16 protein-coding genes, 1 tRNA gene, 3 rRNA genes and 6 pseudogenes are annotated in these 26,653 nt (G+C 55.6%); 4 read left to right on the forward strand and 22 right to left on the reverse strand.

The window, feature by feature from the left end; all coding sequences use genetic code 11:
- Positions 1 to 64: 64 nt before the first annotated feature.
- The 6 genes and pseudogenes from JZM24_RS20055 to JZM24_RS08525 form a co-directional block, all read right to left on the reverse strand.
- Positions 65 to 697, reverse strand: coding sequence for an ABC transporter ATP-binding protein (locus JZM24_RS20055; RefSeq protein WP_512699070.1), 633 nt, complete (start codon positions 695 to 697; stop codon positions 65 to 67).
- Positions 610 to 1,053 carry an ABC transporter ATP-binding protein gene (locus tag JZM24_RS20060; RefSeq protein WP_512699069.1) on the reverse strand — a complete coding sequence of 148 codons (444 nt, stop codon included), beginning with the start codon at positions 1,051 to 1,053 and terminating at the stop codon, positions 610 to 612. The genes JZM24_RS20055 and JZM24_RS20060 overlap by 88 nt, the downstream gene beginning before the upstream one ends.
- A 2-nt stretch (positions 1,054 to 1,055) precedes the next feature.
- Positions 1,056 to 1,841: an ABC transporter permease gene (locus JZM24_RS08510; RefSeq protein WP_215669332.1), complete on the reverse strand. Its 786-nt coding sequence runs from the start codon at positions 1,839 to 1,841 to the stop codon at positions 1,056 to 1,058.
- Positions 1,842 to 1,859: 18 nt separating this feature from the next.
- A complete protein-coding gene (locus JZM24_RS08515; RefSeq protein WP_215669333.1) occupies positions 1,860 to 2,696 on the reverse strand; it encodes an ABC transporter permease in 837 nt (278 codons plus the stop codon).
- Complete coding sequence (locus JZM24_RS08520; RefSeq protein ID WP_215669334.1) at positions 2,693 to 3,490, reverse strand: alkaline phosphatase family protein; 798 nt, start codon at positions 3,488 to 3,490, stop codon at positions 2,693 to 2,695. The genes JZM24_RS08515 and JZM24_RS08520 overlap by 4 nt, the downstream gene beginning before the upstream one ends.
- Before the next feature lie 141 nt (positions 3,491 to 3,631).
- Positions 3,632 to 4,552: pseudogene (locus JZM24_RS08525) on the reverse strand (ABC transporter substrate-binding protein); the annotation flags it as partial.
- Positions 4,553 to 4,640: 88 nt separating this feature from the next.
- Here JZM24_RS08525 and JZM24_RS08530 point away from each other — a divergent pair.
- A pseudogene (locus JZM24_RS08530) lies at positions 4,641 to 5,829 on the forward strand (IS3 family transposase).
- Here the strand turns inward: JZM24_RS08530 and JZM24_RS08535 are convergent.
- A complete protein-coding gene (locus tag JZM24_RS08535; RefSeq protein ID WP_215669335.1) occupies positions 5,826 to 5,969 on the reverse strand; it encodes a hypothetical protein in 144 nt (47 codons plus the stop codon). The pseudogene JZM24_RS08530 and the gene JZM24_RS08535 overlap by 4 nt on opposite strands.
- A 180-nt stretch (positions 5,970 to 6,149) precedes the next feature.
- On the opposite strand from JZM24_RS08535, the pseudogene JZM24_RS08540 reads away from it, so the two are divergent.
- Positions 6,150 to 6,888: pseudogene (locus JZM24_RS08540) on the forward strand (UTRA domain-containing protein).
- Positions 6,889 to 7,181: 293 nt separating this feature from the next.
- Here the strand turns inward: JZM24_RS08540 and JZM24_RS18545 are convergent.
- The 9 genes and pseudogenes from JZM24_RS18545 to metH all read right to left on the reverse strand — a co-directional run bounded on the left by JZM24_RS18545 (position 7,182) and on the right by metH (position 14,942).
- Positions 7,182 to 7,469, reverse strand: coding sequence for an SDR family NAD(P)-dependent oxidoreductase (locus tag JZM24_RS18545; RefSeq protein WP_312884958.1), 288 nt, complete (start codon positions 7,467 to 7,469; stop codon positions 7,182 to 7,184).
- Complete coding sequence (locus tag JZM24_RS08545) at positions 7,363 to 7,953, reverse strand: SDR family oxidoreductase (RefSeq protein ID WP_246579917.1); 591 nt, start codon at positions 7,951 to 7,953, stop codon at positions 7,363 to 7,365. Before JZM24_RS08545 ends, JZM24_RS18545 begins: the two co-directional genes overlap by 107 nt.
- Before the next feature lie 17 nt (positions 7,954 to 7,970).
- A complete protein-coding gene (locus JZM24_RS08550; protein ID WP_215669337.1) occupies positions 7,971 to 8,582 on the reverse strand; it encodes a DUF1349 domain-containing protein in 612 nt (203 codons plus the stop codon).
- Positions 8,572 to 8,904 carry a Dabb family protein gene (locus JZM24_RS08555; RefSeq protein WP_215669338.1) on the reverse strand — a complete coding sequence of 111 codons (333 nt, stop codon included), beginning with the start codon at positions 8,902 to 8,904 and terminating at the stop codon, positions 8,572 to 8,574. The genes JZM24_RS08550 and JZM24_RS08555 overlap by 11 nt, the downstream gene beginning before the upstream one ends.
- An 80-nt stretch (positions 8,905 to 8,984) precedes the next feature.
- The gene (locus JZM24_RS19150; protein WP_281418189.1) at positions 8,985 to 9,110 is read right to left on the reverse strand and encodes a hypothetical protein; all 126 of its coding nucleotides are present in this window, start codon (positions 9,108 to 9,110) and stop codon (positions 8,985 to 8,987) included.
- Positions 9,111 to 9,153: 43 nt separating this feature from the next.
- Complete coding sequence (locus JZM24_RS08560; RefSeq protein ID WP_215669339.1) at positions 9,154 to 9,450, reverse strand: hypothetical protein; 297 nt, start codon at positions 9,448 to 9,450, stop codon at positions 9,154 to 9,156.
- A gap of 1 nt (position 9,451) precedes the next feature.
- Positions 9,452 to 10,492, reverse strand: a complete 1,041-nt coding sequence (locus tag JZM24_RS08565) for an aminotransferase class III-fold pyridoxal phosphate-dependent enzyme (protein WP_215669340.1) — start codon at positions 10,490 to 10,492, stop codon at positions 9,452 to 9,454.
- Positions 10,422 to 10,844 (reverse strand): PLP-dependent aminotransferase family protein, encoded by a 423-nt coding sequence (locus JZM24_RS08570; protein ID WP_215669341.1) that lies wholly within the window; start codon positions 10,842 to 10,844, stop codon positions 10,422 to 10,424. Before JZM24_RS08570 ends, JZM24_RS08565 begins: the two co-directional genes overlap by 71 nt.
- 482 nt (positions 10,845 to 11,326) lie before the next feature.
- Positions 11,327 to 14,942: pseudogene (gene metH, locus JZM24_RS08575) on the reverse strand (methionine synthase).
- Between the two features lie 344 nt (positions 14,943 to 15,286).
- Here metH and gntK point away from each other — a divergent pair.
- Both gntK and edd read left to right on the forward strand, forming a co-directional pair.
- Positions 15,287 to 15,819: pseudogene (gntK, locus tag JZM24_RS08580) on the forward strand (gluconokinase).
- A gap of 383 nt (positions 15,820 to 16,202) precedes the next feature.
- Positions 16,203 to 18,014: pseudogene (gene edd / locus JZM24_RS08585) on the forward strand (phosphogluconate dehydratase).
- A 194-nt stretch (positions 18,015 to 18,208) separates the two neighbouring features.
- Here edd and JZM24_RS08590 read toward each other — a convergent pair.
- The 6 genes from JZM24_RS08590 to JZM24_RS08615 form a co-directional block, all read right to left on the reverse strand.
- Complete coding sequence (locus JZM24_RS08590; protein WP_215669342.1) at positions 18,209 to 18,982, reverse strand: homoserine O-succinyltransferase; 774 nt, start codon at positions 18,980 to 18,982, stop codon at positions 18,209 to 18,211.
- Positions 18,983 to 19,801: 819 nt separating this feature from the next.
- On the reverse strand, positions 19,802 to 20,227 hold the full coding sequence (locus tag JZM24_RS08595; RefSeq protein ID WP_246579918.1) for a hypothetical protein: 426 nt from the start codon (positions 20,225 to 20,227) through the stop codon (positions 19,802 to 19,804).
- Positions 20,228 to 21,071: 844 nt separating this feature from the next.
- Positions 21,072 to 21,187, reverse strand: a 5S ribosomal RNA gene (rrf, locus tag JZM24_RS08600).
- 180 nt (positions 21,188 to 21,367) lie between these two features.
- A 23S ribosomal RNA gene (locus JZM24_RS08605) occupies positions 21,368 to 24,368 on the reverse strand.
- A 392-nt stretch (positions 24,369 to 24,760) separates the two neighbouring features.
- Positions 24,761 to 24,836: transfer RNA gene (locus tag JZM24_RS08610), tRNA-Glu, on the reverse strand.
- A 219-nt stretch (positions 24,837 to 25,055) separates the two neighbouring features.
- Positions 25,056 to 26,596 (reverse strand): 16S ribosomal RNA (locus tag JZM24_RS08615).
- Together the 16S, 23S and 5S rRNA genes with 1 tRNA gene alongside form the textbook arrangement of a ribosomal RNA operon.
- Positions 26,597 to 26,653: the final 57 nt, after the last annotated feature.

A 26,653-nucleotide genomic window follows, 5' to 3' on the forward strand; every position in this document is an offset into this window, starting at 1 on the left:
AAATGATTACCGGCGCTCCTTACCGGCGACCCTATGTTGATAAGGAGGTTCATGGGGCCGCGCATCAGGCAACCTCGCATAGCGTTGATAGCTCTAACTGTAGACCAATTCGTCCGCCATTTGGATAGAGATCTGCCACAGAGCGGTTCAAAACATCCACCAACAGTAAAACCTGCCGGCATTCCACCCGATAGCGTATCACATTGCCCAACAGGCTATGGCCAAGGATGACCGCGTCAAGCCCTTGCCCGGCCGGCAACAGCGTCATGGACTCCGGCCGTATCGCGACCCGCGTCGTATAATGTCGCCCGGTCAGCACACTCGCCTGCCCGGTCTCCAATATATTGTAACTGCCGATGAATCCGGCGGCAAAAGCGTCTACCAGCCGGGTATAGAGCATCTCCGCACTGTCATTTTGCACAATGCGGCCCTGATTCATCAGCACCACTCTGTCGGACAACGTCAGCGCTTCTTCTTGATCGTGTGTAACGAAAATGGCGGTGAGTTTAAGCTCCTGCTGGATGAGTCGAATTTGATCGCGCAAGTAGCGACGAATACGCGCATCCAGCGCCAATAACGGCTCATCGAGCAGCAGTATCCGCGGCCGGGTCACCAGCGATCGGGCCAGCGCCACCCGCTGGCTTTGACCACCGGAAAGTTGATGGGGATAGCGGTGGGCGAAGGTCTGCAACTCCACCAGCGCCTCATCGGTGCGCCGGCGGATAACGTCGGGGGCCAGCTTTTGCATCTTCTCAGGCCAAACGCGACATTGGCCGCGACCGTCATATTGGGAAACAGCGCGTAACTTTGGAACACCATGCCGATACCGCGCTGCTGCGGCGCCACCGGCAGCAAATTCTGTCCGTCGAGTATAATCTCGCCGCTATCCACCGCGGTTAAACCGGCAAGACAGCGCAGTAAGGTGGATTTGCCACAGCCGCTGGGGCCCAGCAAGGTGACAAATTCGCCTTCGTCGGCGCTGAAATCGATGTCGGCGAACACCTGGGTTGGGCCATAATGCTTATTCAGCTGCTTAACCGTTAAATACGCCATCTTCACTCCTTTTCCTTACCGACCGCATTGGCCAGCAATGTCAACAACAGCACCACCACAAAATAAGAAATGACCAGCGCGCTGGTTAAGTGACCGCTGCCGTTACGCATGTTGTAGAGATAGACCTGCAGGGTTTCGTAGCGATTACCCACCAACAGGTTGGCGAAGACAAACTCGCCGATAAGAAAGGAAAATGACAGCAGCATCGCTATCATGCAGCCCTTGCGCAGATTAGGCAGGATGACCAGCAACGCCGCCTGTGCGGTGCTGGCGCCCAGCAGATGGGCCGCATCCATCAGGCTGCGTAGGTTGATAGCCTGCATATTGTTGTTCACGGCGCGGTACATGAACGGCAACATCAAAGTGAAATAGCAGCCGATTAATATCCAGGGAGTACCGGTCAGCGCCAGAGGGCCGTCGGAATAGAGTTGCAATAGCCCTACCGAAGAGACGATCGGCGGGACGGCGAACGGCAATAGGATGAAAATATTCATCACCCCATCCAGCCAAGGGAAAAAGTAGGCGATGACAAAAATCACCGGCAGCACCAGCAACGCCGACAACAGCAGCGCGCCCAGACAAATGAGCAAAGAATGCCCCAGCGCGGTCAAAAAACGCGGGGCGCGCCATAAATCCAAAAACCATTTAAGCTCGAAGCCTTGCGGTAAAATCGTGGCCCCCCAGGTGCTGCTGAAGGCATAAACCAGCGTTGCCGCCAGCGGTAATAACAGCACTACCAGCAGCATAACCACCACGCCGCGGTGCCAGAGCAATTCGGCCTGACTCATCCCTCTCTCCTTGCGCGCTTAGAGCGTGCGGATATAGCTGCGGCGCACCAGCAGTTGATGCACCAAGGTTATCAACACCATCAGCGCCACCAACACCATACCCAATGCGCTTGCCAGGTGCGGGTCGAGGTCGAGATCGCCTGCCACCAGCGCAGAAATGCGGATCGGAATGATGTTGTAATTACCGGTGGTCAGCGCAAAGAGGGTGGCGTAGGCTCCGAGCGCGTTGGCCAGCAGGATCACAAAGGTGCCGAGCAGCGCCGGGGTCAATACCGGCAAACCGATACGCAACCAATAACGCAAACGGCTTGCACCCAGCAGGGCCGCAGATTCGCGCCATTCTTCGAGCAACGCGCCGAAGGCGGGAAACAGCAGCAGCACGCCTAAGGGGATCTGAAAATAGGTATAAAACACCGTTAAGCCGGTTTTGGAGTACAGACTAAAATCTGTCATCCAGCCGTAGCGGCGCAGCAGCAAGGTGACGCAGCCGTTGGCGCCCAGCAAAATAATGAAGGCAAAAGCCAGCGGCACACCGGTAAAGTTGCTGGTCATGTTGGTGAAGGCAATGGCACCGTCACGCAGGCGCTGGGCGCCCAGTCGGTGTAAGGAGTAGCTGGCGACGGTGGCGATAAGCAGACCGCATAAGCTGGAGGAAAATGTCAGTTGCAAGGAAAACTGCATTGCCTGGCGATAGAACGGCGAGCTGAAGATCGTGCGGTAGTTGGCAATCCCCCATCCATCGAGGTCACTCAAGAAACTCCCGATAGCCATCCACACCAGTGGCGCTAATTGAAACGCGCTAAATAACAGCGCAAACGTCAGGAGCACCAGCGCCGCCATCCCTTTGCCGTTCATCGCAGCAGATCCCCGCAGGCTGGTCTGTCATGGTCCACGTCGAGCAACTGGCATATCGTACCGCAAAGTTCCGTTTGTAGGGGCCGCGCCGGGGCGAGAGTGAAGGCGTCGCCGAAGACAAACAGCGGCACCTGACGTTCTTCCGGTAAAATGCCGCCGTGGCTGCGATCGTCATTCATACCGTGATCGGCGGTTACGATGACCTGATAGCCCGCCGCTAGCCACCCCGGCAGCCAGCGCGACAGCAAGCCATCGGCGTGACGCTCGGCGTTGCGATACTGGGGCGTCGACAGACCGTGGCGATGGCCGGCGTCATCGATATTCATCGGGTGAATCAGCAGGAAGTCAGGCTGATGGCGCAAACGCAAGCTTTCTGCGTCCTCGAACACATGGGAGTCAGGGTAATGATCCGCATGATAAAAATGCCCGTACTGAATCGGCAGTGCTGGCGCCAGCGTGTGTCTGTCTTCCGCGGCATTGAAGGGTGCGCGGTTATACAGTTCACTCACCCAATGATAAGCCGCTGCCGCCGTGGTGAGTCCAGCCGCTCGCGCGAAATGGAAAATACTGCGGTGGTGCGACAGGCGGATAATCTCATTATGCACCACCCCGCTTTGCACCGGCGGCACGCCGGTGAGAATACATTCGTACAACGGACGCGATAACGACGGCAACTCGCAGGTCAGCGAGTAAAGCCGACCGCGTCCGGCGGCGCATTCGCCATGCAAGTAACCCATGGCGTCATAGGCCACCACGTAGCTGAGTCCATCCAATATCACCAAAATTGTTTTCACACCCGTTCCTCATGCCTGTCAGCCGCGCGCGGACGGCCCCGCCGCGAGGCGCGCGACACCGGCGCCGATCCCCTGGCCGTCGACGCGGCGCCGGCGAGAAGAAGTGCCGTACCGATGGCGCGGCGCCCCAGTGAAATCTGTTTATTGCTTCATCGCCATCATCACGTTTTGCTGCCACAGACGCGGCAGCGCTTTGGCGTTCTTTTCCCAGGCCGCGGTATCGGCTATCGGGTGGGCATTCTTATACTGTTCCTCGGGCAGCAGTTTCGCCTGGACGTCATCCGGCAGCGTCAGGTGCTCGACGCGAATCGGACGGGCGTAGCCGCGGGCCAAATTGATTTGCCCCGCGTCCGAGAAAATGTATTCGCGGGCGAATTTGGCGGCGTTAGGATGTTTGGCGTATTTGTTGATGATGGTGCTGTAGCCGGAGGTGATGGTGCCATCGGCAGGGATCAGCACTTCAAACCGGGTTTTATCAATGGTGTCGCGGTAGTTCAGGCCGTTAAAGTCCCAGATGATCCCGACGTCAACTTCCCCTTTCTCCAGCGCGGCGATAGTGGGATCGTTCAAGCCCAGCCGTCCGGATTCGGCCAGTTTGGCAAAGAAATCGAGACCCGGTTGCAGATTCGTTTCGTTGCCGCCCATGGCATAAGCGGCCGCCAGCACGCCGTTTACCGCTTGTGCCGCGGTGCCGACATCTCCCAAGGCGACCTTATAATCGCCCTTGAGCAGATCCGCCCAGCTATGGGGAATGACCTTCACCGTCTGCTTATTGACGATAAAAGCAATGGTGCCGGTGTAGGCTACCGCCCAGTGCCCGTCTTTATCTTTCGCCCAGGCAGGAATTTGATCCCAGGTGCTGGGTTTATAGGGTTGCGTCACCCCTTTTTGTACCGCCAGCGGGGCAAAGGAGACGCCGACATCGCCGATATCGGCGCTGGCATTATTCTTTTCCGCCAGAAATTTGGCGATTTCCTGCGCGGAACTCATATCTGTATCGCTGTGCTGTATCTGGTATTGGCTGGCCAAATCCTGCCAGGTCTGTTTCCAGTTGGCCCATGATTTATCCCCCTGAAACACCAGACAGTAGCTGTATCTCCAGATAAGAGATAGGCTTGAATATATGTCTAACACTAACGCCAATTTTGATATGACCGGGATCCCGTTAGGTCAAGAAGTCCGTAAACGTAAAACTCCTCAGGAAAAAATGGCCATTATTCAGCAGAGGATGGAGCCCGGCATGAATGTCTCCCATCTCGCACGACTGCACGGTATCCAGCCCAGCTAAGTGGAAAAAGCAATATCAGGAAGGCAGCCTCACCGCCGTGGCTGCCGGGAGGACGTCCTGCCTCTGAGCTTGTAGCTGCATTGAAGCAGGTCCGGGAGCTCCAGCGCCTTCTGGGTAAGAAGACGATGGAGATTGAGATCCTAAAAGAAGCCGTGGAGTACGGCCAGTCACGAAAATGGATAGCGCACGCGCCCTTGTTGCCAAAGGCCGGGGAATAGCACAGGTCAGCCGCGCCATGAGCGTGTCGCGTGCGCCGCTGTCACTGCGGATTAAGCGTTCTGCCGACTGGCAGGACAGGCGCTGTAACCGGCGTAATGACGAAGCAGACGCTGGAATACTGTCGGACATCCTCGACATCATCAGCGATATGCCCAGCTACGACTATCGGCGGGTGTGGGGCATCCTGTGTAAACAACGTCGCGCAGAGGGACTGCCGCCGGTAAATGCGAAACGACTTTACAGGATCATGTGTGAGCATAACCTGCTGTTATTACATTGAAAACCATAGCGGCCGAGGCGTGAGCATAAGTGCAGGATCGCGGTGGCAGAAAGCGATATTCGCTGGTGTTCAGATGGCTTCGAGTTCGGCTGCGACAACGGTGAAAAACTGCGGGTCACGTTCGCACTGGACTGCTGCGACAGAGAGGCCATAGACTGGGCTGCGAGCACTGTAGGCTACGACAGTTCGACCGTGCAGGATGTGATGCTGAGGTCGGTAGAAAAGCGCTTCGGCGACAGGTTACCCGATACAGCGGTGCAGTGGTTGACGGACAACGGTTCAGCGTATACCGCGCATGAAACGCAGAGGTTCGCCAGAGAACTGGATCTGGAGCCCTGCACAACAGCGGTGAGCAGCCCGCAGAGAATGGCCGAACGGTTCGTGAAGACGATGAAGGAAGACTATATCGAGTTCATGCCAAAACCGGATGCGAGAACAGCCCTGCGAAACCTTGCAGCAGCGTTCACGCATTACAATGAAAACCATCCGCACAGCGCGCTGGGATATCACTCTCCGAGAGAATACCGGCGGCAGCGTGCTTCGTTAACTTAAGATACAAAAGCTGTACGGAGATGGCGGGGCAAGATCACCGCCTGCGCCAGCGCCGCCACGTCGTCGGCCGCTGCGGCATAGCCTGCCTGGCCGATGGCCAGCAGCGCTGTCGTTAACACAGAAGCGTACAAAAATTTCATAGCTGAAGCTCCGCTTAGAGGATGAAATTGCCTGGCCGTACTGATCTAGTCAATCTAGCGCAGCGGGATGAATATTTGATGACAGCCGCTCTTGGGGCCGTTTTTTTGTTATGGTTTCTTTAACGCTGCCGCTGCTGGCGAAAAACCGAGCACTCAAATACAGACATAGCGGTGATCAACATGCTCATTGAGAAGGCGTTCTCCCCCGGAGAGAGCGCGCGCTACAGGACGGTGGATGCCATCTGCCAGACAATCGCCGACTATAAACGCCGGTCGGTTGGGCCATAACGACCGTCTGCCGGCAGAGCGGATGATGAGCGCGCACTTTGCCACTACCCGCATCACCCTGCGTGAAGCGCTGGGGCAGCTTGAGGCCAGAGGGGTCATTTATCGCGAAGAGCGGCGCGGCTGGTTCGGCGGGCCGCCGCGAGTGGTGTATAACCCGCTGCAGCGCAGCCATTTCCACGCTATGGCGCGTGATCAGGGGCGACGTCCGGCCACGTTAGTACTGGACGCGCGGGAGGTGGAAGCGCCGGCAATGCTATGCGGGCTGCTCGCGCTGCCGCCGGCCGCCAGGGTTTACCGTATCCGTCGGGTACGGCAGATCGATGGCCGGGCGGTGCTGTACGTAGAGCATTATCTGAATCCGGCCTTTTTTCCGGCGATATTGCAGCAGGATCTCACCGCCTCGCTGACCGAACTCTACGCCACTCGTTATGATATTCGCTACGGGCGGGTGCGCTTCGATATGTGTCCCACTACCTTCCCGGCGGCGGCGTCATTGGCGTTGAAAGTCGCGGAAAACAGTCCGGCGCTCTTTATTACTCGCATCAACCGCGACCAGCATGGCCGCATCATCGATTGCGATCTGGAGTATTGGCGCTACGATGCCCTGCACGTCAGCGTTGAGGCTCAATGACCTCGCGCCACAGACACGGGATGGCGTACTCTCAAACATGGCAGAAGCCCGACGGCGGCAAAGTCAGCCGCCACGGCACGCTCCCGATGGCGGCAAAATCAGCCACTACGGCACGCTCCCGATGACGGCAAAATCAGCCACCATGGCACACGTGTGACGGGCGGCAGGAGGCTGTGGCGTCAGACCTGCCGTGGCCAGCCCAGCCTCCTCGTTAGATTGCCTCGCCGAGGGCAAAAAGCCCGTATCGCTTACGCCGCCGCCACGCGGCATGCAGCGGCAGCGCAACCGTCAGGTTAAAACGCCTCCGACAACTGGCGGGGCCGCCCGTCAGACGCGGTAGCGCCACCGTCCACCGGCAGGTTCACGCCGGTGATAAAACTGGCGTCATCGCTGGCCAGAAACACCATCGCGGAGGAAAACTCGCTGGCTTCTCCGATGCGCGCCATGGGGATATGCGGATGAAAATCATCGCCACTATCGGTGGCAAACCCCGACGTCATACCGCTCATGGCCAGGCTGGGACAAACCGAATTTACCCGTATACCATCGGCGGCATGGTCCAGCGCCATCGTGCGCGTCATAATGGGTAACCGCGCCCTTGGCGGCGCAATGATGCTCGATGCTCAAGTCTATGCTCTGACCCGACACCGAAGCATTATTGACGATGCAACCGCGGCTGGCGATAAGATGCGGCAACGCCAGCGTCGAACAAGCCAGAACGCCGTCAATATTCACCGCGGCCGCCTTATGCCCATGCTCCGGGTTGCTCTGCCGCTCGGTGGCGGGTATCCGCACTCCCGCATTATTTACCAGTACATCTATGCGGCCATAACGCGCCATCACCTGGTGGCCTATCATCGATTCCACCGCATGCCTGTCGGACACATCCGCCTGCACTACCATTTGTCGGTCGGGCGCCAGGCGAGCGGCGACATGCTGTAATTTATGTATCCGACGGCTCACTAACACGACCGTCGCACCTTCCTGGGCGAAACGTTCCACCGCTGATGCACCGATACCGTTGGACGCACCGGTGACCAGCACCACTTTCCGCTGAAAACGCATGGTTGTAGCTCCTTTGATTAGCTGATACAGGCTTCGCTTCCGGCAGCCTGCAGTTTAATGCCGCTAAAGCGGGCAACAAGCCCCGCCTTATCGGGGCAGGCGGCGTAAACCCCCCACAGTAGCGGCGCACGGCCGACAGGGCACGGGCTGATGCGGACCACCCGTAAATCCCCGCCCGATCCGCCCGCCGACAGCACCAGCGCCCCCTGGCGCAGGCTGATTTTGAAAAACAACCGCTGGCTCTGGGCCCCCGGCCACTCGATACCCGACCAGTCGGACAGCCCCGCGCGCGTTGCCGCCACGCCGAGCCAGGTCGCATTGTCCGGTTCGCGTTCGGCGCAAAATTTAATCCACTCGTCGGCGGACAAGCGAACCATCAGCCCGGCCTGGTCATAGCAATGGCGCGGCCGGAAATGCACGCAGGCGCAAATCTCGGCATCGCCGCTAACTTCGCTTAATAGCGCATGCCCATTGTCAGCGTTATGGCCAGACCAGGTCTGGCGCCAGAAATTTGTCCCGGCGGCCGGGCAGATAGATACCCCCGTCGGCCCGATAAACATTTTGCCGGCAGGATTGAGCGCCACCATGCGACTACCGGGGGGACGAAGAGAGAACGCCTCAGCTGCCATCGGTATCGTCCTCCGCCAACCGGTCGAAAACTAACAGCGAATCGACCCCCTGCGCCAATGCCGGCAACAGAACGTCATCGCTGACCGAATGATGATGTGGATGCGCCATATACTCGTCCAGCGCTGCCCTATCGTCGAACCACAGCGCAAGCATGTGGTGGAAACCTTTATCGCGCTGCACGCAGCTGCGGTTTTCGTGCCAGCGCGCGCGTTTGATGCCCGGGATATGCTGCCGCATGGCCAACAGCGCCTGCGCTACTGACTGAATCGTTTCTTGTGTAGCATTGTGACGGAATTGCAGAAAGACATTGTGCTCTATCATGAACCCTCCTGGTTGTGGCTTTCCTTATCAGCACCGGCGGCAATGCTGCTGCCGCCGGTTTGCCGTTCTGCTGGCCGTCGTCACGGTGGCGGTGACGTTTTTTTTACCGATTTGGCCGGCATATAGTTGCGCTGCATATAGCGATTTGTCGAAATAAACGCTGCCACCAGCGTCATAACAAAATGTTTAGTTTCATGTTTATCCATACCTCCCCCTTGCCTTAAAAGACCCGAGAACCTTACCCCGGGATTATCCGCCGCCCCCCGTCTGGCCGGGTGACATCAAGACACAGCTCCACCTGCCGGGCAACGGCGGGTTATAAAAAAATGCATCAGGCAACTGACGCAGGTCGGTCTTTTTACCCGGCAACGTGGCGAAGAACGCCCGCTGCTGGTCGACATAACTCTGCGTCTGCCAGAAAATGGATTGCGTACAGCTCAATAGGGAGTCCATTAGCGTCGTCCATTGCGGCCATGCGTGATAGTGCGAAATCAGTTTCGCCGGGAAGCACAGTTTTCCCGGACCCGGCTTGACGACCGCGACCATACTAGTCATCCTCCGCGCTGGCCAGGGCGGTGAAGACCTGATCGAGAAGGGTTAGCATGCGTTCCATCTCCTCAAAACCAATATCCAGCCACGGAGATAATTTGATTTTTTCGTCGTAATAGCCGCCGCTATTGAGGATCAGACGCAGCGTCTCTCCCTGGTAGATATAATCATTATCCTGCACCAGCGTGACCGCCTGTTTCCCCGCATTACGCCAGGGCAGACCGTCTGGCGTCGCGAAGGACACGCTAAATAACATCCCCAACCCCTCAATCTGTTGAATGAACGGATAGTGCTGCTTCAAGCGCCGCAATCCGCCCAGAAAATAGTCTGACTTCTGCGACAATCGCGGTTCATAATCCTGAGCAGTCATATAGCGCCAGGTTTGTAACGCGGCGGCGGTCCCCAGGGAGTGATTAGCAAAATGGCTATGGGCGTGGCCGGGGGTGAAAATATCGCGGCTGACCAATTCTTCCCGAGCCCAAACAGCGCTGAGCGGGCTAAGGCCGTTGGTGAGTGATTGACCCAGGGTGATAATATCTGGAACGATATCGTAATGTTCAAACGCAAACAATTTTCCCGGACGGAACATCCCCACCTGTATTTCATCATCGACGATAAGTATTCCGCGTTTTTGCATCTCCGGCACAAACTGGCGGAAGAAATCCCTAGGCGGCACCGTGTATCCCCGGCACTGACAGAATTCCAGGAAAAACGCGCCTATTTCATTACTATTGTCGCTGGCGAGACCGTAAAAATCATTTTCCGTTGCCCGCGAGATCATTTTTCCGCAATAACAGTCGCACTCGCCAGGCTGTTTGTCATAATAACATTGTCCGCAATTCGCGTTAGGAAACATAATCGCCCGATCGGCAAATTCGCCGTAGGCCTGGCAGTAACGGTGACTGCTGGACAAGCCGGACACCGTCAGAGAACAGCCATGATATCCGCCCATAAGCGTAGCCATACGGTTACGCCCGGTATTCTTGCGCACGATTTTTAGCGCATCCTCCACCGCCAACGTTGAAGCCGACCCGGCCATGCAGCCCGGTGCGCTGATAAATCGCTTGGCAAATTTCTTCCGCCTGCAGCAGTTTTTCTTCGTGCAGATAGTCTCCGCTAATCTGCGGCAGCTTATGCAGTTGGCGCTCTACCGCTTGTTCTATTTCACGATTGCGATAGCCGAAATTACAGCTGGAGTGCCACATTTGACTATCGATGTAAATATTACCATGAATGTCAATAACCCGATCGCCCAGGCAGCTGTCGGCGACAATCGGCCGCGCTTGATAATGCACCGTGTCGCCCCAGGACATATATTTATCATCCAGTCGATACAATGCAATATTCTTCAGCCCCAGTTCTCCGGATTGTGGAACACGAAAGCTCGTCATGAGTCACCCTCATCATGAAATAAAAACAGGAAGCATCCATTCGCCTGTTTGATGCATAAAAAAGCTGACCGCATGGCTAATTTTGCGTGACTTAATGGATTCAGCTCCTTGACCAGGATCAACTTTATGCGGCAGGAAATTAAAGGCAACAGCAATATGTTATTGCCACAAATTACTTAGCTGAATATTAGTTATTAATGTAAACAACAAAGGAACATTATTATGGAATAATTGATGACAAAGGCGAAGTGAATATCGTTTATTAACAGGACAAGAGATGTTGCCAACAACAGCGGGCAGCAGCGATGCCGGACAAATCGCCATGCTTCCCGTTCCGATGCTGGCTATCGCCGGGGAGTGCGCATACCGGGAGTATTGCCGCCGTGGAAGCTGCCGCGACAGGTGGTTTACGCCAGCAACAAAAGAGCGACGTGCAGCTTATGCGCACGCCTCAGACGACGGCCAGGGGTGCGCCACGGGCGCTAATCGGCGTCGTAACCGAGATTGGGCCCCAGCCAGCTCTCTACCTCTTCCAGCGGCAGCCGTTTGCGCGCCGCATAGTCCTCCACCTGATCGCGCTGTATCTGCGCCACGGCGAAGTATTTGCTTTCAGGATGGCTGAAGTACCAGCCGGCCACATGGCAAAGGATTCCGTGAGATGCATACCGGTATGGCGCGTGGCATCCAGCAATGACCATAGGGTTTGCTTTTCAGTATGATCAGGACAAGCGGGATAGCCGGTCACCGGGCGAATACCCTGATAACTTTCACGGATCAACGCCTCGTTGCCGAGGTTTTCATTGGCGGCATAGCCCCAGTGCACCTTACGCACCCGCTCGTGCAGATACTCGGCAAACGCCTCTGCCAGTCTATCAGCCAGCGCTTTGACCATGATTTTATTGTAATCGTCATGCTGGGCGTCATAATCCGCCGCCAGCCTATCTTCTTCCAGACCGCCGGTGACGGCAAACGCGCCTAAATAATCCGCTTTGCCGCTGGTTTTGGGTGCCACGAAATCCGCCAAACAATAGTTGGCGAAATCGCTTTTTTCAGTTTGCTGACGCAGATGATGGGCGGTGGCCAGCCGTTCACGCCGGCTTTCATCGCGATAAATCTCAATATCGTCGCCCACCCGGTTGGCGGGGAATAACCCCACCACGCCGCGTGGCTGTAACAGCCCGTCGGCGTCAAGCTTGTCCAGCATGGCGTTGGCGTCCGCAAACAGCCGTCGGGCTTCCTCGCCCACGACCTCATCCTGCAGAATACGCGGATACTTGCCGGCCAGCGACCAGGTCATAAAAAACGGCGTCCAATCAATATAATTGCGCAGTGTCGCGACGGTGGCGCTGACCGCCTGCACGCCGGGCCGATGCGCTACCGGCGGGGTGTAACTCTGCCAGTCCAGCGCCAGGGCATTGCCCCGTGCCGCCTCGATGCTGACCGGAGGCGTGCGCGATTTTTTACGCCCGTGCTGCAGCCGTACCGTCTCATACTCACGACGGGTGCGCTCCACCAGCCTTTCGCGCTGCGTGTCGGACAGCAGCGCCGAGACCACGCCGACGCTGCGTGATGCGTTCTGCACTATAGAGCGTTGGCCCGCCGTAATGCGGCTAGATTTTCACCGCCGTGTGGGCTTTGGAGGTGGTTGCACCGCCAATCAACAGCGGCAGGGTAAATCCCTGTCGCTCCATTTCTTTGGCAACGCTGACCATTTCATCCAGCGACGGCGTAATCAGCCCCGACAAACCTATAATATCCACCCGCTGCTCGCGTGCGGTCTTGAGGATTTTGTCCATCGGCACCATGACGCCGAGATCGAGAATATCATAGTTGTTACAGGCCAGCACCACGCCGACAATATTCTTGCCGATATCGTGCACATCGCCCTTGACGGTCGCCAACAGAATTTTGCCGGCGGCTTTAAATTCGGTTTTCCCGGCCTGGATATAAGGCTCAAGGTAGGCTACCGCCTGTTTCATCACCCGGGCCGACTTCACCACCTGCGGCAAAAACATTTTACCGGCGCCGAATAAATCCCCCACCACGTTCATGCCGGCCATCAACGGCCCTTCAATCACCTCGATTGGGCGTGACGCCTGCAGGCGTGCTTGTTCGGTATCCTGCTCGATGAATTCGGTAATGTCCTTGATAAGAGCATATTCCAGGCGTTTGCCCACCGCCCATCCTCGCCACTCCGCCTGCTGCGTCGTCGCTTCGCCATCGCCTTTGCTGTCGCGATACTCCTCGGCCAGCGCCAGCAGCCGCTCGGTACCATCCGCGCGCCGATTTAGCACCACATCTTCTACCCGCTCACGCAGCGCGGGCGGCAAATCGTCATAGATAGCCAACTGGCCGGCGTTGACGATGCCCATGTCCAGACCGTGGCGAATGGCATGATAAAGAAACACCGCGTGAATCGCTTCGCGCACGGGTTCGTATGCCGCGAAACGAAAACGAAACATTGGAAACGCCGCCGGAAATCAGCGCATGGGGCAGTTCCGCTTTGATGTCAGCGCAAGCGCCAATAAAATCCTGGGCATAGTTATTATGTTCTCCAATACCGGTCGCGACGGCGAAGATATTGGGATCGAAGATGATATCTTCCGGCGGAAAGTCCAACGTCTCGGTCAGCAGTCGGTAGGCGCGGCGGCAAATTTCGATTTTACGCGCCCGGGTGTCGGCCTGGCCGTTCTCGTCAAACGCCATTACCACCAGAGCGGCGCCATAGCGACGCACCAAGCGAGCGTGGTGAAGAAACGCCGCCTCCCCCTCTTTCATGGAAATCGAGTTAACGATGCCCTTACCCTGAATGCACTTCAGCCCCTGCTCTATTACCTGCCATTTGGAGGAGTCAATCATAATCGGCACGCGCGCAATATCCGGCTCACCGGCGATCATATGCAGGAAGCGCACCATGGCTGCCTCGGCGTCCAGCATGCCCTCGTCCATGTTGATGTCGATGATCTGCGCGCCGTTCTCCACCTGTTGGCGCGCCACCGCCAGCGCTTCGTTGTATTTCTCCTCTTTAATCAATCGGTTGAAACGTGCCGATCCGGTGACATTGGTACGCTCGCCGACGTTAACGAACAGCGACGCCGCCGTAATGTTCAGCGGCTCCAGCCCCGCAAGCCGGCAGGCAACCGGCAGCGTCGGCAGCGGCGCCACCCCCGCCACGGCGTTGGCCATCGCGGCGATATGCTCAGGCGTCGTGCCGCAGCAGCAGCCGACGATATTTAGAAAGCCGGCCTGAGCCCATTCGCCGATATGGCGCGCCATCGCCTGCGCCCCCAAATCATATTCGCCAAACGCATTGGGCAGCCCGGCATTAGGATGGGCGCTGACAAAACAATCGGCAATACGCGCCAGTTCCGCCACATATTGGCGCAGTTCATCGGGCCCCAATGCGCAGTTCAGACCGAACGACAGCGGCCGCGCATGGCGCAGCGAGTTGTAAAATGCTTCGGTGGTTTGCCCGGAAAGCGTACGCCCGGAGGCATCGGTAATGGTGCCAGAAATCATCACCGGCAGGCTCTCCCCCTGAGCCTCAAATTCCATTTCCAGCGCAAAAATGGCGGCTTTGGCGTTAAGAGTGTCAAAAATGGTTTCCACCATGATCAGATCAACGCCGCCTTCCATCAGCGCTCTGATACTCTGACGGTAAGCGTTTACTAACTGGTCAAAATCGATATTGCGGTAAGCGGGATCGTTCACATCGGGTGAGATAGAGGCGGTGCGGTTGGTCGGACCCAACACGCCCGCGACATAACGTGGCTTATCCGGCGTACGTGCGCTCTAGGCGTCCGCGCATTCCCGCGCCAGACGGGCGGCGGCGAGGTTGATTTCGCTCACCAGCGATTCCATCTGGTAGTCGGCCATCGTGATAGTGGTAGCGTTGAAGGTATTGGTTTCAAGAATATCGGCCCCGGCGGCCAGATAGGCCTCATGAATGGCACTGATGACATCGGGTTTGCTCAACACCAGCAAGTCATTATTGCCTTTCACATCGCATGGCCAGTCCGCGAAGCGTTGTCCGCGGTAATCCTCTTCTTCAAGCTGATAACTCTGGATCATGGTGCCCATGCCGCCGTCCAGCACCATTATCCGCTGCGCCAGCGTGGCGCTCAGTTCGTTAATCCGATTTGTCACGATGATATCATTTATCGCCGATAAAAAGCGGCATTCCGCCGGAAACAGGGCAATATCCTAGCACAGGTTGATAATGAACCCAGGCATCGCGGCATGAGACTTTTTCAGCCAGCGGCGGGGTTGTCTAACGTTTTGTTAAGCGTGGGGAACATAATGTTTTATCGACGGTGAAATGTTTGATGTTGATCACAGTTAAACATTTATTACGTCATAATGGTTGAAACCTCATGAAAAGCGCGCACAATGTTACCGGTAACATCATTGTGTTCTAAATTATTGCTCCCGGAGCTCTGCCTATGACCACCCAAACTCAAAACCATATTTTCGTCCTGATGGGCGTGTCAGGCAGCGGCAAATCCGTTGTGGCCACCGCGCCCTGTCCCGTGAGCTGTCCGCGGCGTTTCTTGACGGCGATTTTCTTCATCCGCGCGCCAACATCGATAAAATGTCCGCCGGGCATGCGCTCAACGACGATGACCGAGCCCCGTGGCTAGGCGCCGTCAATGACGCTGCTTTCGCTATGCAGCGTACCAACGCCATCTCCATTATCGTGTGTTCGGCACTGAAAAAGCATTACCGCGACCGGTTGCGTGCAGGGAACCCCTATTTGTCATTCATCTATTTAAAAGGGCACGTTGAGGTTATCGAGGCACGCATGAAAGCCCGTAAAGGGCACTTCTTTAAACCGCAAATGCTGGTGTCCCAATTCGAGACCCTGGAAGAGCCAGGCAGCGACGAGCCGGATGTACATGCCATTAATATCGATCAGCCGCTGGATGAGGTCATTGCCGATACCGTTGCCTGGATCCGGAGCGCCACCGCCGGCTGAGTCCTCGCCGTGCCGGGCATAAGGCACATGGTTTGTCCACGGCGACGCCCGTGCGCCGGCGGCAGAAAAAAACCTCAGTCCGCAGGCTGATGTTAGCCAGGCCCAGCATGGAGGTGGGCTCTGTTCCCTTCGGTTGGCAAACCGGATACGGATTACCGTCAAAGATAAACGAGGTGATCGCCGCGCAACAACGTCCCTTATGCGGAATGTTTGGTCTGCGTTAGCTGAATCGTTTCATGGATTAGGCCCGGCTTTCCCGTCTGGCGCAATAGCCGCGGGTTGCGCGGTGAATAATAATCAACGGTATTACCCTATTGTCATTCGACTCTTAGCCGCCAGCACCAGGACGCGAAGAGAATGACGCGGTAGTCAGTGAGAAAGGTATGAATGCCACTTTACAACGCGTAACCCAACGCATTATCGACCGCTCGCGCGCCAGCCGCGATGCCTATTTGACCCGAATTGACGTCGCGCGCCGCCAGACCGTCCACCGCGCACAGCTGTCATGCGGCAATCTGGCGCACGTCTTCGCTGCCTGCCAACCTGGCGATAAGGCGGCACTGAAAAGTCTGACCCATAGCGATATCGCCATCATCAACGCCTATAACGATATGCTTTCCGCCCATCAGCCTTACGAGCATTACCCGCAGCGGTTAAAACAGGCCCTGCAGGGGGTCGGGGCGGTAGGTCAAGTGGCCACAGGCGTACCGGCAATGTGCGATGGCGTCACCCAGGGCCAGGATGGTATGGAATTATCGTTGATGAGCCGCGAAATCATCGCCATGTCGGCGGCCATTGGCCTGTCGCATAACATGTTTGATGGCGCGCTCTATCTGGGCATCTGCGACAAAATCGTCCCCGGTCTGGTGATGGCGGCACTCTCGTTCGGTCATTTGCCCTCGGTATTTGTTCCCGCCGGTCCGATGCCCACCGGGCTGCCGAATAAAGAAAAAGTGCGTATCCGCCAGCTTTATGCCGAGGGTAAGGTAGATCGCCAGGCGATGTCGGAAGCGGAAGCCGCTTCCTACCATAGCGCCGGCACCTGCACATTTTACGGCACCGCCAACTCTAACCAGATGGTGATGGAAATGATGGGCCTGCATCTGCCCGGCTCTTCCTTTATTCAGCCGGACAGTCCGCTCCGCGACGCGCTGACCGATGCGGCGGCAATACAGGTGACGCGATTAACCGAAATCAGCGGCAACTATTTACCTATCGGTAAGCTGGTGGATGAAAAGGTCGTGGTCAATGGTATCGTGGCGCTACTGGCGACCGGCGGTTCAACCAACCATACCCTACATTTGGTGGCCATGGCCCGCGCCGCCGGCATCATCATTAACTGGGACGACTTCTCTGAGTTGTAGGATGCGGTACCGCTTCTTGCCAGGATATACCCTAACGGGCCGGCGGATATAAACCAATTCCATGCCGCAGGCGGCGTTGCGCTGCTGGTGCGCGAGATGCTGTCCGGCGGATTATTACATGAAGACGTGCATACCATTGCCGGTTTCGGCCTAAGCCACTATACCCTTGAGCCGTGGCTGGATGAAGGCCGGTTGGCCTGGCGCGATGGCCCGACGGCTTCGCTGGATGCGGCCATTATCGCCAGCGTCGAGCGTCCCTTTGCGCCCCACGGCGGTACCAAAGTACTTGACGGCAATCTTGGCCGTGCGGTAATGAAAACCTCCGCCGTGCCCGAGGAAAATCTTATTATCGAAGCACCGGCGATGGTATTTGCAAGTCAGCACGACGTCGGTCCGGCGTTCGACGCCGGCTTACTGAACAAAGACTGCGTAGTGGTGGTTCGTTATCAAGGGCCACGCGCCAACGGCATGCCGGAACTCCATAAGCTGATGCCGCCGCTGGGCGTATTACTGGATCGCGGCTACAAGGTGGCGTTAGTGACCGATGGCCGTCTTTCTGGCGCCTCGGGCAAGGTGCCGTCTGCCATTCATGTGACGCCGGAAGCGGTTAACGGCGGTCTGCTCGGCAAAATCCGCAATGGCGATAGCGTGCGGGTAAATGGCAAAACGGGCGAGCTGACGTTGCTGGTGGATGAAGCGGAATTGGCGCTGCGCCAAGTAGCGTTACCGGATCTCTCAGCGTGTGCGGTGGGGTGCGGCCGCGAACTGTTCGGCGCGCTGCGCCAGCAGCTGTCCGGCGCCGAACAGGGCGCCATCTGCATCGCCTATTAATCCCCCCGGCCGCCAGACGGTGGCGCGGGATGACGAAAAGGATGCAACAACCGGTCAAAGCAACGAATGCGCAACCCGGTAAAAGCGGCGGACGAGCCAGCCGGTAATATCGGCAGGTGAAGTGCCTGGTAAAAGCGGCTTCGATCCATGCCGGCGTCTGTGCTTAGGATAATAATGCGCAGGCCGAAGAAAGCCTATTCTAGCGTCGGATTCATCCGCCGTAGATCGAACGGCGTTATCTGATAGACGTAGTAGTTGAGCCAGTTGGCAAACAGCAAATGGCCATGGCTGCGCCAGCTGGCTTTTGGCGTAAGATCGGGGTTATCTTGCGGGAAATAATTAACCGGCAGCATTGGGTTTAGACCGGTTTCCCGATCGCGGTGATATTCGCTGGCCAAAGTCAGCGCATCATATTCGGGATGGCCGGTGACAAACGCCAGACGCTTATCCTGCGTGTGATGCTGATACACACCCGCGAGTTTCCGCTGGCGGGTCATCTTGGGAATGCCGTAAAGGATATTCAGCGCCGCTTGCACCGCCCAACAGACAAACAGCGTAGACGTCACATGATCGCGTGCCCAGTGCAGCACCCGGTCAATCTGCGGCCAAAATACGACATCACGAAAATCCACCAGGCCAAGTGGTGCACCGGTCACCACCAAGCCATCGAAATTATCATGTTGAATGTCTTCAAAGTTACAGTAAAAGTTATTCAAATGCTCGGCGGGCGTATTTTTGGATTCTCGGCTGTCGATGCGCAGCAGTTGAATATCCACCTGCAGCGGCGAATTGGATAATAAACGCAGGAATTGATTTTCAGTTTCGATTTTCTTCGGCATCAGATTGAGGATCAGCACTTTCAACGGGCGTATTTCCTGCGTGCTGGCGCGCGAGGACGTCATCACAAAGACATTTTCATTACGCAGAAAATTCACTGCAGGTAACTCGTCAAATACCCGAATCGGCATAACCTTAAATCCTCGAAGCATACGTTTAGACATCCAGATGCCTGAAGATAGCCGTTTTGCTATCGGTTGTCGAGTTCTCAGCCATTAGTTGAAGATGTTTCATCTTATCCTGGAAAATGCATTAGCGCGATCTCATCTGGCAGGGTGGCCCGCCCGCCTTGCGCGCTTGAGATCCATCGCAGCTTGTGCGGCAGGTGCATAAGGCCACTGCCATGCCCGGAGGAAAACTATCGCGGTCTTCACCGAGGCCGAAAAGCGGCCTGGCCGGCAAGAGACGCGCCGCACAGGTCCGAAGAGGAATTTGACCTGGCAGCCCGACGGTACCTATATTCTGCTCTCTGTCCTGTTGATTGCCGTTTGCGCTGTTAATTGCTATTGCCGCTGTTGCCTGCCCTCGGTGCTGTTACTGACATCCCGTCTTTACAAACTTTCCGCGTAACGGCAAGGAAAAGTCGCCACAGCCCATGCTTCAGTCAAGAATAGTGTCGATGCCGACGTCACGGTTACGGTTACGGCCGATCTTAGGCGTCGCTGATTTCACCGCGCAGATTAAGCCCTGAACCGACTGCATTTTCTCAAGCATCACGCCGTTATCGAACACTTCACGGCATGCACGATTGGGCTTTTTGGCCTTTAGCGTTTCAGAGATATTTTTAACATGATAAGGTTACACAGAACCGGGTATGGAAATATATGGCGCTAATCACGGGGGAGGAGGTCTACTGCCGCCAGCGAGACAGCACCGCGATAGCCAGACGGGCTAATGGCGATACCCGGCCGGTTTAAACCGGCCGGAATCATATTTTATGAGCAGAACAATCAGTTAAGGCTCCAGTAGTCCACCGTATTGTTGTTATCAAAGGTGACGTATAAACGTTTACCACGGATTTCAGTATTGCCACTCATTTTCCCGGAAACTTTATTCGCCTGAGAAGATGCTGAATCTGCCATACTCGCCATCCCTAATGCACTGGAAATCGCACTCGCTCCAGGGATATAGTTTGTCAGGCTAGAGGCATCATTCAAATTACCGTTTTTGTAATAGACCCAAGTGACGCCACCGGAAGATTTTTGATTGTCATCAGGTACGCCATACAAACTCTGCACCTGACTTTGTGTTGTTTTCCCTTTAACGATATGCGACTCGACATAGGAGGTACTGAATTTGTCTTCTCCTCCCGTCATTCCACCCGAGCAGGCGCTAAGAGAAAGAATCACCGCTAAGACAAACCATGCCTTTTTCATTTTTATCTCCTGGTATTTCGACTAGGCAAGCAGCAAACACGAGGAAAGCCATCCCTATTTTTTTGTAACATAAAACCAAATAATCTCCAACATATTATCTTCACGTTCTTATGGTGTTGCAGCTATCTGTTGATTAGTCACATTATTTATAACGAGTTTAGGAAGCCATAAGCGCAACAAATGTCAGTAAATCGTTAAAGGCTTTGTCCGTTGTGGCATAAGTCGAGGAGCGGTAAATAGCCATTTTCATTCTCCGTTTCGCTGGAATTAACGTTATGCGGCGGCAACGCCCATTCTCGGTGCTATGAACGCGCGGAAAATTTCATCTATTGAGAAAAAAGTATTTTTTTAACATGCAAATAAATCGCTTTACCGTCTAAATATATTGCATCGGTAGACTTTGATAGCATCAATATCTGTTATTGTTAAAGAGATAGGCGATGAAAAGATCGTAGCGCTCTATCGCATGGCGACCATTATATCTCGCAAAACACGTTCTTTAGGCAACCGGTCGTATGACATATATAGCTGTACCGTTAATGATCTTTTCCTACCACTATTTTTGCAGGCAAAAAGGTCAGTGATACTCTAAACCACGGCACGTTAACCATCCGAAACACTTTATACGGACCCTTCGATCTCACGCTGATCCAGAACGACCTTAAAGCAGCGCTACCTGACCCCGTGCGACAGTCGACGCCTACCCATTGGCTATGCCTGTGGCGCACTGCCTGTTGCGGCGCCGGCCCGCCGTGGCCCACAAAAACAAAAAGCCCCCTGCTGACGCAGAGGGCTCGTTGAACCTGCTTGTCACCCCGTGCTGACCCGGTGCGACGTATTGGATGCCTGGCAGCTCCCTACTCTCGCATGGGGAGACCCCACACTACCATCGGCGCTACGGCGTTTCACTTCTGAGTTCTGCATGGGGTCAGGTGGGACCACCGCGCTAGTGCCGCCAGGCAAATTCTCTCTCCGTGCCGCTCCCGCCGCACAGACTGCTCTTGCCGCCCGACCATCACTTGCGTGACCGTCGGGCATTATCCGGAACATCGCTGATATCGTCTCGTCTCTTGCGTTTTTGACGTCAACGTTCGCTTTCGCTCTCGTCTCGCACACGCTCTCAAACAGCTCAGGTGTTGTAAGGTTAAGTCTCACGGGTCATTAGTATCGGTTAGCTCAACGTCTCGCAGCGCTTACACACCCGACCTATCAACGTCATCGTCTTCAACGTCCCTTCAGGAGGCTCAAGGCCTCAGGGAAGACTCATCTCGAGGCAAGTTTCCCACTTAGATGCTTTCAGCGGTTATCTTTTCCGCACGTAGCTACCGGGCAATGCCATTGGCATGACAACCCGAACACCAGTGGTGCGTCCACTCCGGTCCTCTCGTACTAGGAGCAGCCCCTCTCAATCTTCCAGCGCCCACGGCAGATAGGGACCGAACTGTCTCACGACGTTCTAAACCCAGCTCGCGTACCACTTTAAATGGCGAACAGCCATACCCTTGGGACCTACTTCAGCCCCAGGATGTGATGAGCCGACATCGAGGTGCCAAACACCGCCGTCGATATGAACTCTTGGGCGGTATCAGCCTGTTATCCCCGGAGTACCTTTTATCCGTTGAGCGATGGCCCTTCCATGCAGAACCACCGGATCACTAAGACCTGCTTTCGCACCTGCTCGAGCCGTCACTCTCGCAGTCAAGCTAGCTTATGCCTTTGCACTAACCTCACGATGTCCGACCGTGATTAGCTAACCTTCGTGCTCCTCCGTTACACTTTGGGAGGAGACCGCCCCAGTCAAACTACCCACCAGACACTGTCCTCGGCCCGGATAACGGGCCTGAGTGAGAACATCAAACATTAAAGGGTGGTATTTCAAGGTTGGCTCCATGCAGACTGGCGTCCACACTTCAAAGCCTCCCACCTATCCTACACATCAAGGCTCAATGTTCAGTGTCAAGCTATAGTAAAGGTTCACGGGGTCTTTCCGTCTTGCCGCGGGTACACCGCATCTTCACGGCGAGTTCAATTTCACTGAGTCTCGGGTGGAGACAGCCTGGCCATCATTACGCCATTCGTGCAGGTCGGAACTTACCCGACAAGGAATTTCGCTACCTTAGGACCGTTATAGTTACGGCCGCCGTTTACCGGGGCTTCGATCAAGAGCTTCTCCTTACGGATAACCCCATCAATTAACCTTCCGGCACCGGGCAGGCGTCACACCGTATACGTCCACTTTCGTGTTTGCACAGTGCTGTGTTTTTAATAAACAGTTGCAGCCAGCTGGTATCTGCGACTGGCTTCAGCTCGGGGCGCAAGGCCCTACCTACGTGACAGCGTGCCTTCTCCCGAAGTTACGGCACCATTTTGCCTAGTTCCTTCACCCGAGTTCTCTCAAGCGCCTGGTATTCTCTACCTGACCACCTGTGTCGGTTTGGGGTACGATTCGATGTGACCTGGAGCTTAGAGGCTTTTCCTGGAAGCGTAGCATCAATTCCTTCACCACCGTGGTGGCTCGTCATTACGCCTCAGTGTTATGAAAGAGCGGATTTGCCTGCTCTTTCCACCTGCACGCTTGAACCGGGACAACCGTCGCCCGGCGAACCTAGCTTTCTCCGTCCCCCCTTCGCAGTCACACCCAGTACAGGAATATTAACCTGTTTCCCATCGACTACGCCTTTCGGCCTTGCCTTAGGGGTCGACTCACCCTGCTCCGATTAACGTTGAACAGGAACCCTTGGTCTTCCGGCGAGCGGGCTTTTCACCCGCTTTATCGTTACTTATGTCAGCATTCGCACTTCTGATACCTCCAGCAGCCATCACAGGCCACCTTCGCAGGCTTACAGAACGCTCCCCTACCCAACGGACGTATCCTTAAAACGCCTGGCCCGTGTCCGGCTGTCGCCGACTCAACGGGAATGTGGCTTGCACGCGCCGGCTCGCCGTCGCGTGAAGCGTTTTAAGTGATACGTCCGCTGCCGCAGCTTCGGTGCATGGTTTAGCCCCGTTACATCTTCCGCGCAGGCCGACTCGACCAGTGAGCTATTACGCTTTCTTTAAATGATGGCTGCTTCTAAGCCAACATCCTGGCTGTCTGGGCCTTCCCACATCGTTTCCCACTTAACCATGAATTTGGGACCTTAGCTGGCGGTCTGGGTTGTTTCCCTCTTCACGACGGACGTTAGCACCCGCCGTGTGTCTCCCGTGATAACATTCTACGGTATTTGCAGTTTGCATCGGGTTGGTAATCCGGGATGGACCCCTAGCCGAAACAGTGCTCTACCCCCGTAGATGACTTCACGAGGCGCTACCTAAATAGCTTTCGGGGAGAACCAGCTATCTCCCGGTTTGATTGGCCTTTCACCCCCAGCCACAAGTCATCCGCTAATTTTTCAACATTAGTCGGTTCGGTCCTCCAGTTAGTGTTACCCAACCTTCAACCTGCCCATGGCTAGATCACCGGGTTTCGGGTCTATACCCTGCAACTAGACGCCCAGTTAAGACTCGGTTTCCCTGCGGCTCCCCTATACGGTTAACCTTGCTACAGAATATAAGTCGCTGACCCATTATACAAAAGGTACGCAGTCACACCCCAAAGGATGCTCCCACTGCTTGTACGTACACGGTTTCAGGTTCTATTTCACTCCCCTCGCCGGGGTTCTTTTCGCCTTTCCCTCACGGTACTGGTTCACTATCGGTCAGTCAGGAGTATTTAGCCTTGGAGGATGGTCCCCCCATCTTCAGACAGGATATCACGTGTCCCGCCCTACTCATCGAGCTCACAACAAGCGCACCTTCGGATACGGGGCTATCACCCTCTGTCGCCGGACTTTCCAGACCGTTCTCCTGATGCGCAAGCTGATGATGGCTCTGGGCTGTTCCCCGTTCGCTCGCCGCTACTGGGGAATCTCGGTTGATTTCTTTTCCTCAGGGTACTGAGATGTTTCAGTTCCCCTGGTTCGCCTCGTTAAGCTATGGATTCACTTAACGATGATGCAACGAATTGCACCGGGTTTCCCCATTCGGACATCGCCGGCTGATAACGCTTCATATCAGCTCACCGGCGCTTTTCGCAGATTAGCACGTCCTTCATCGCCTCTGACTGCCTAGGCATCCACCGTGTACGCTTAGTCACTTAACCTCACAACCCTGAGCTGTCTGCACCTTGTCCGACAGGCTGCACGACCGAAATCCGGCGTTGCGCGGTACTCGGCATCCTCATGGACATACAGTCCACCGCGGTGCCTGCGTGCCGTGCGCCTGGGCTTTCAGCCGTTCGCGCCGTCTCGCTCGAGTATCGCCATACAGGCGAGACCCGGCGTAGTCTGCGAAGACCGCGCGGAGACAACAGTGCCTGTCGCGCTACAGTGATAACGCTTACGCGTTATCTCAGGTTTGCTTACTTCGTTTGAGAGACTCGCATACTGAGTTTGCACTTCAGCATGTGTTTCAAATTTTCAGCTTGTTCCGGATTGTTAAAGAGCGGTATTTCGCAGCTCGCTTGATAAACGCGCTCTGAAATAAAAAGCAAAGTGGCGTCCCCTAGGGGGTTCGAACCCCTGTTACCGCCGTGAAAGGGCAGTGTCCTAGGCCACTAGACGAAGGGGACACGAAAACGCGGGCAACGTATCGCATGACTTTTACGCGGCAGAGACCGCTTTAAGTCAGGTAACCCTGACCGCAAAAGCGCCGTTAACGTCGTCGCCCAGCCGCCGATAGCTTTACCCCCGTTCGCCAGGCGAACAGGAAAAAGCCGCCGACGGGCTGCTTTGCTCGTGACAGTTATCAGACAATCTGTGTGGACACGTCACTTAACGTATCGTTTTGATAAGGAGGTGATCCAACCGCAGGTTCCCCTACTGTTACCTTGTTACGACTTCACCCCAGTCATGAATCACAAAGTGGTAAGCGCCCTCCCGAAGGTTAAGCTACCTACTTCTTTTGCAACCCACTCCCATGGTGTGACGGGCGGTGTGTACAAGGCCCGGGAACGTATTCACCGTGGCATTCTGATCCACGATTACTAGCGATTCCGACTTCATGGAGTCGAGTTGCAGACTCCAATCCGGACTACGACGCACTTTATGAGGTCCGCTGACTCTCGCGAGATCGCTTCTCTTTGTATGCGCCATTGTAGCACGTGTGTAGCCCTACTCGTAAGGGCCATGATGACTTGACGTCATCCCCACCTTCCTCCGGTTTATCACCGGCAGTCTCCTTTGAGTTCCCGACCGAATCGCTGGCAACAAAGGATAAGGGTTGCGCTCGTTGCGGGACTTAACCCAACATTTCACAACACGAGCTGACGACAGCCATGCAGCACCTGTCTCAGAGTTCCCGAAGGCACCAAAGCATCTCTGCTTAGTTCTCTGGATGTCAAGAGTAGGTAAGGTTCTTCGCGTTGCATCGAATTAAACCACATGCTCCACCGCTTGTGCGGGCCCCCGTCAATTCATTTGAGTTTTAACCTTGCGGCCGTACTCCCCAGGCGGTCGATTTAACGCGTTAGCTCCGAAAGCCACGGCTCAAGGCCACAACCTTCAAATCGACATCGTTTACAGCGTAGACTACCAGGGTATCTAATCCTGTTTGCTCCCCACGCTTTCGTACCTGAGCGTCAGTCTTCGTCCAGGGGGCCGCCTTCGCCACCGGTATTCCTCCAGATCTCTACGCATTTCACCGCTACACCTGGAATTCTACCCCCCTCTACGAGACTCTAGCCTGCCAGTTTCAAATGCAGTTCACAGGTTAAGCCCGGGGATTTCACATCTGACTTAACAGACCGCCTGCGTACGCTTTACGCCCAGTAATTCCGATTAACGCTTGCACCCTCCGTATTACCGCGGCTGCTGGCACGGAGTTAGCCGGTGCTTCTTCTGCGGGTAACGTCAATCGATAGCGCTATTAACGCCACCGCCTTCCTCCCCGCTGAAAGTGCTTTACAACCCGAAGGCCTTCTTCACACACGCGGCATGGCTGCATCAGGGTTCCCCCATTGTGCAATATTCCCCACTGCTGCCTCCCGTAGGAGTCTGGACCGTGTCTCAGTTCCAGTGTGGCTGGTCATCCTCTCAGACCAGCTAGGGATCGTCGCCTAGGTGAGCCATTACCCCACCTACTAGCTAATCCCATCTGGGTTCATCCGATGGTGTGAGGCCCGAAGGTCCCCCACTTTGGTCTTGCGACGTTATGCGGTATTAGCTACCGTTTCCAGTAGTTATCCCCCGCCATCGGGCAGATCCCCAGACATTACTCACCCGTCCGCCGCTCGCCGGCAAAGAAGCAAGCTTCTTCCCGCTGCCGCTCGACTTGCATGTGTTAGGCCTGCCGCCAGCGTTCAATCTGAGCCATGATCAAACTCTTCAATTAAAAGCTTGATGCTCAAAGAATTAAAACCGGTATTCATAAGAATATTCGTTGTTCACT

The sequence above is a fragment of the Candidatus Sodalis endolongispinus genome, assembly GCF_018777395.1.
GTDB classification, from domain to species: domain Bacteria; phylum Pseudomonadota; class Gammaproteobacteria; order Enterobacterales; family Enterobacteriaceae; genus Sodalis_B; species Sodalis_B endolongispinus.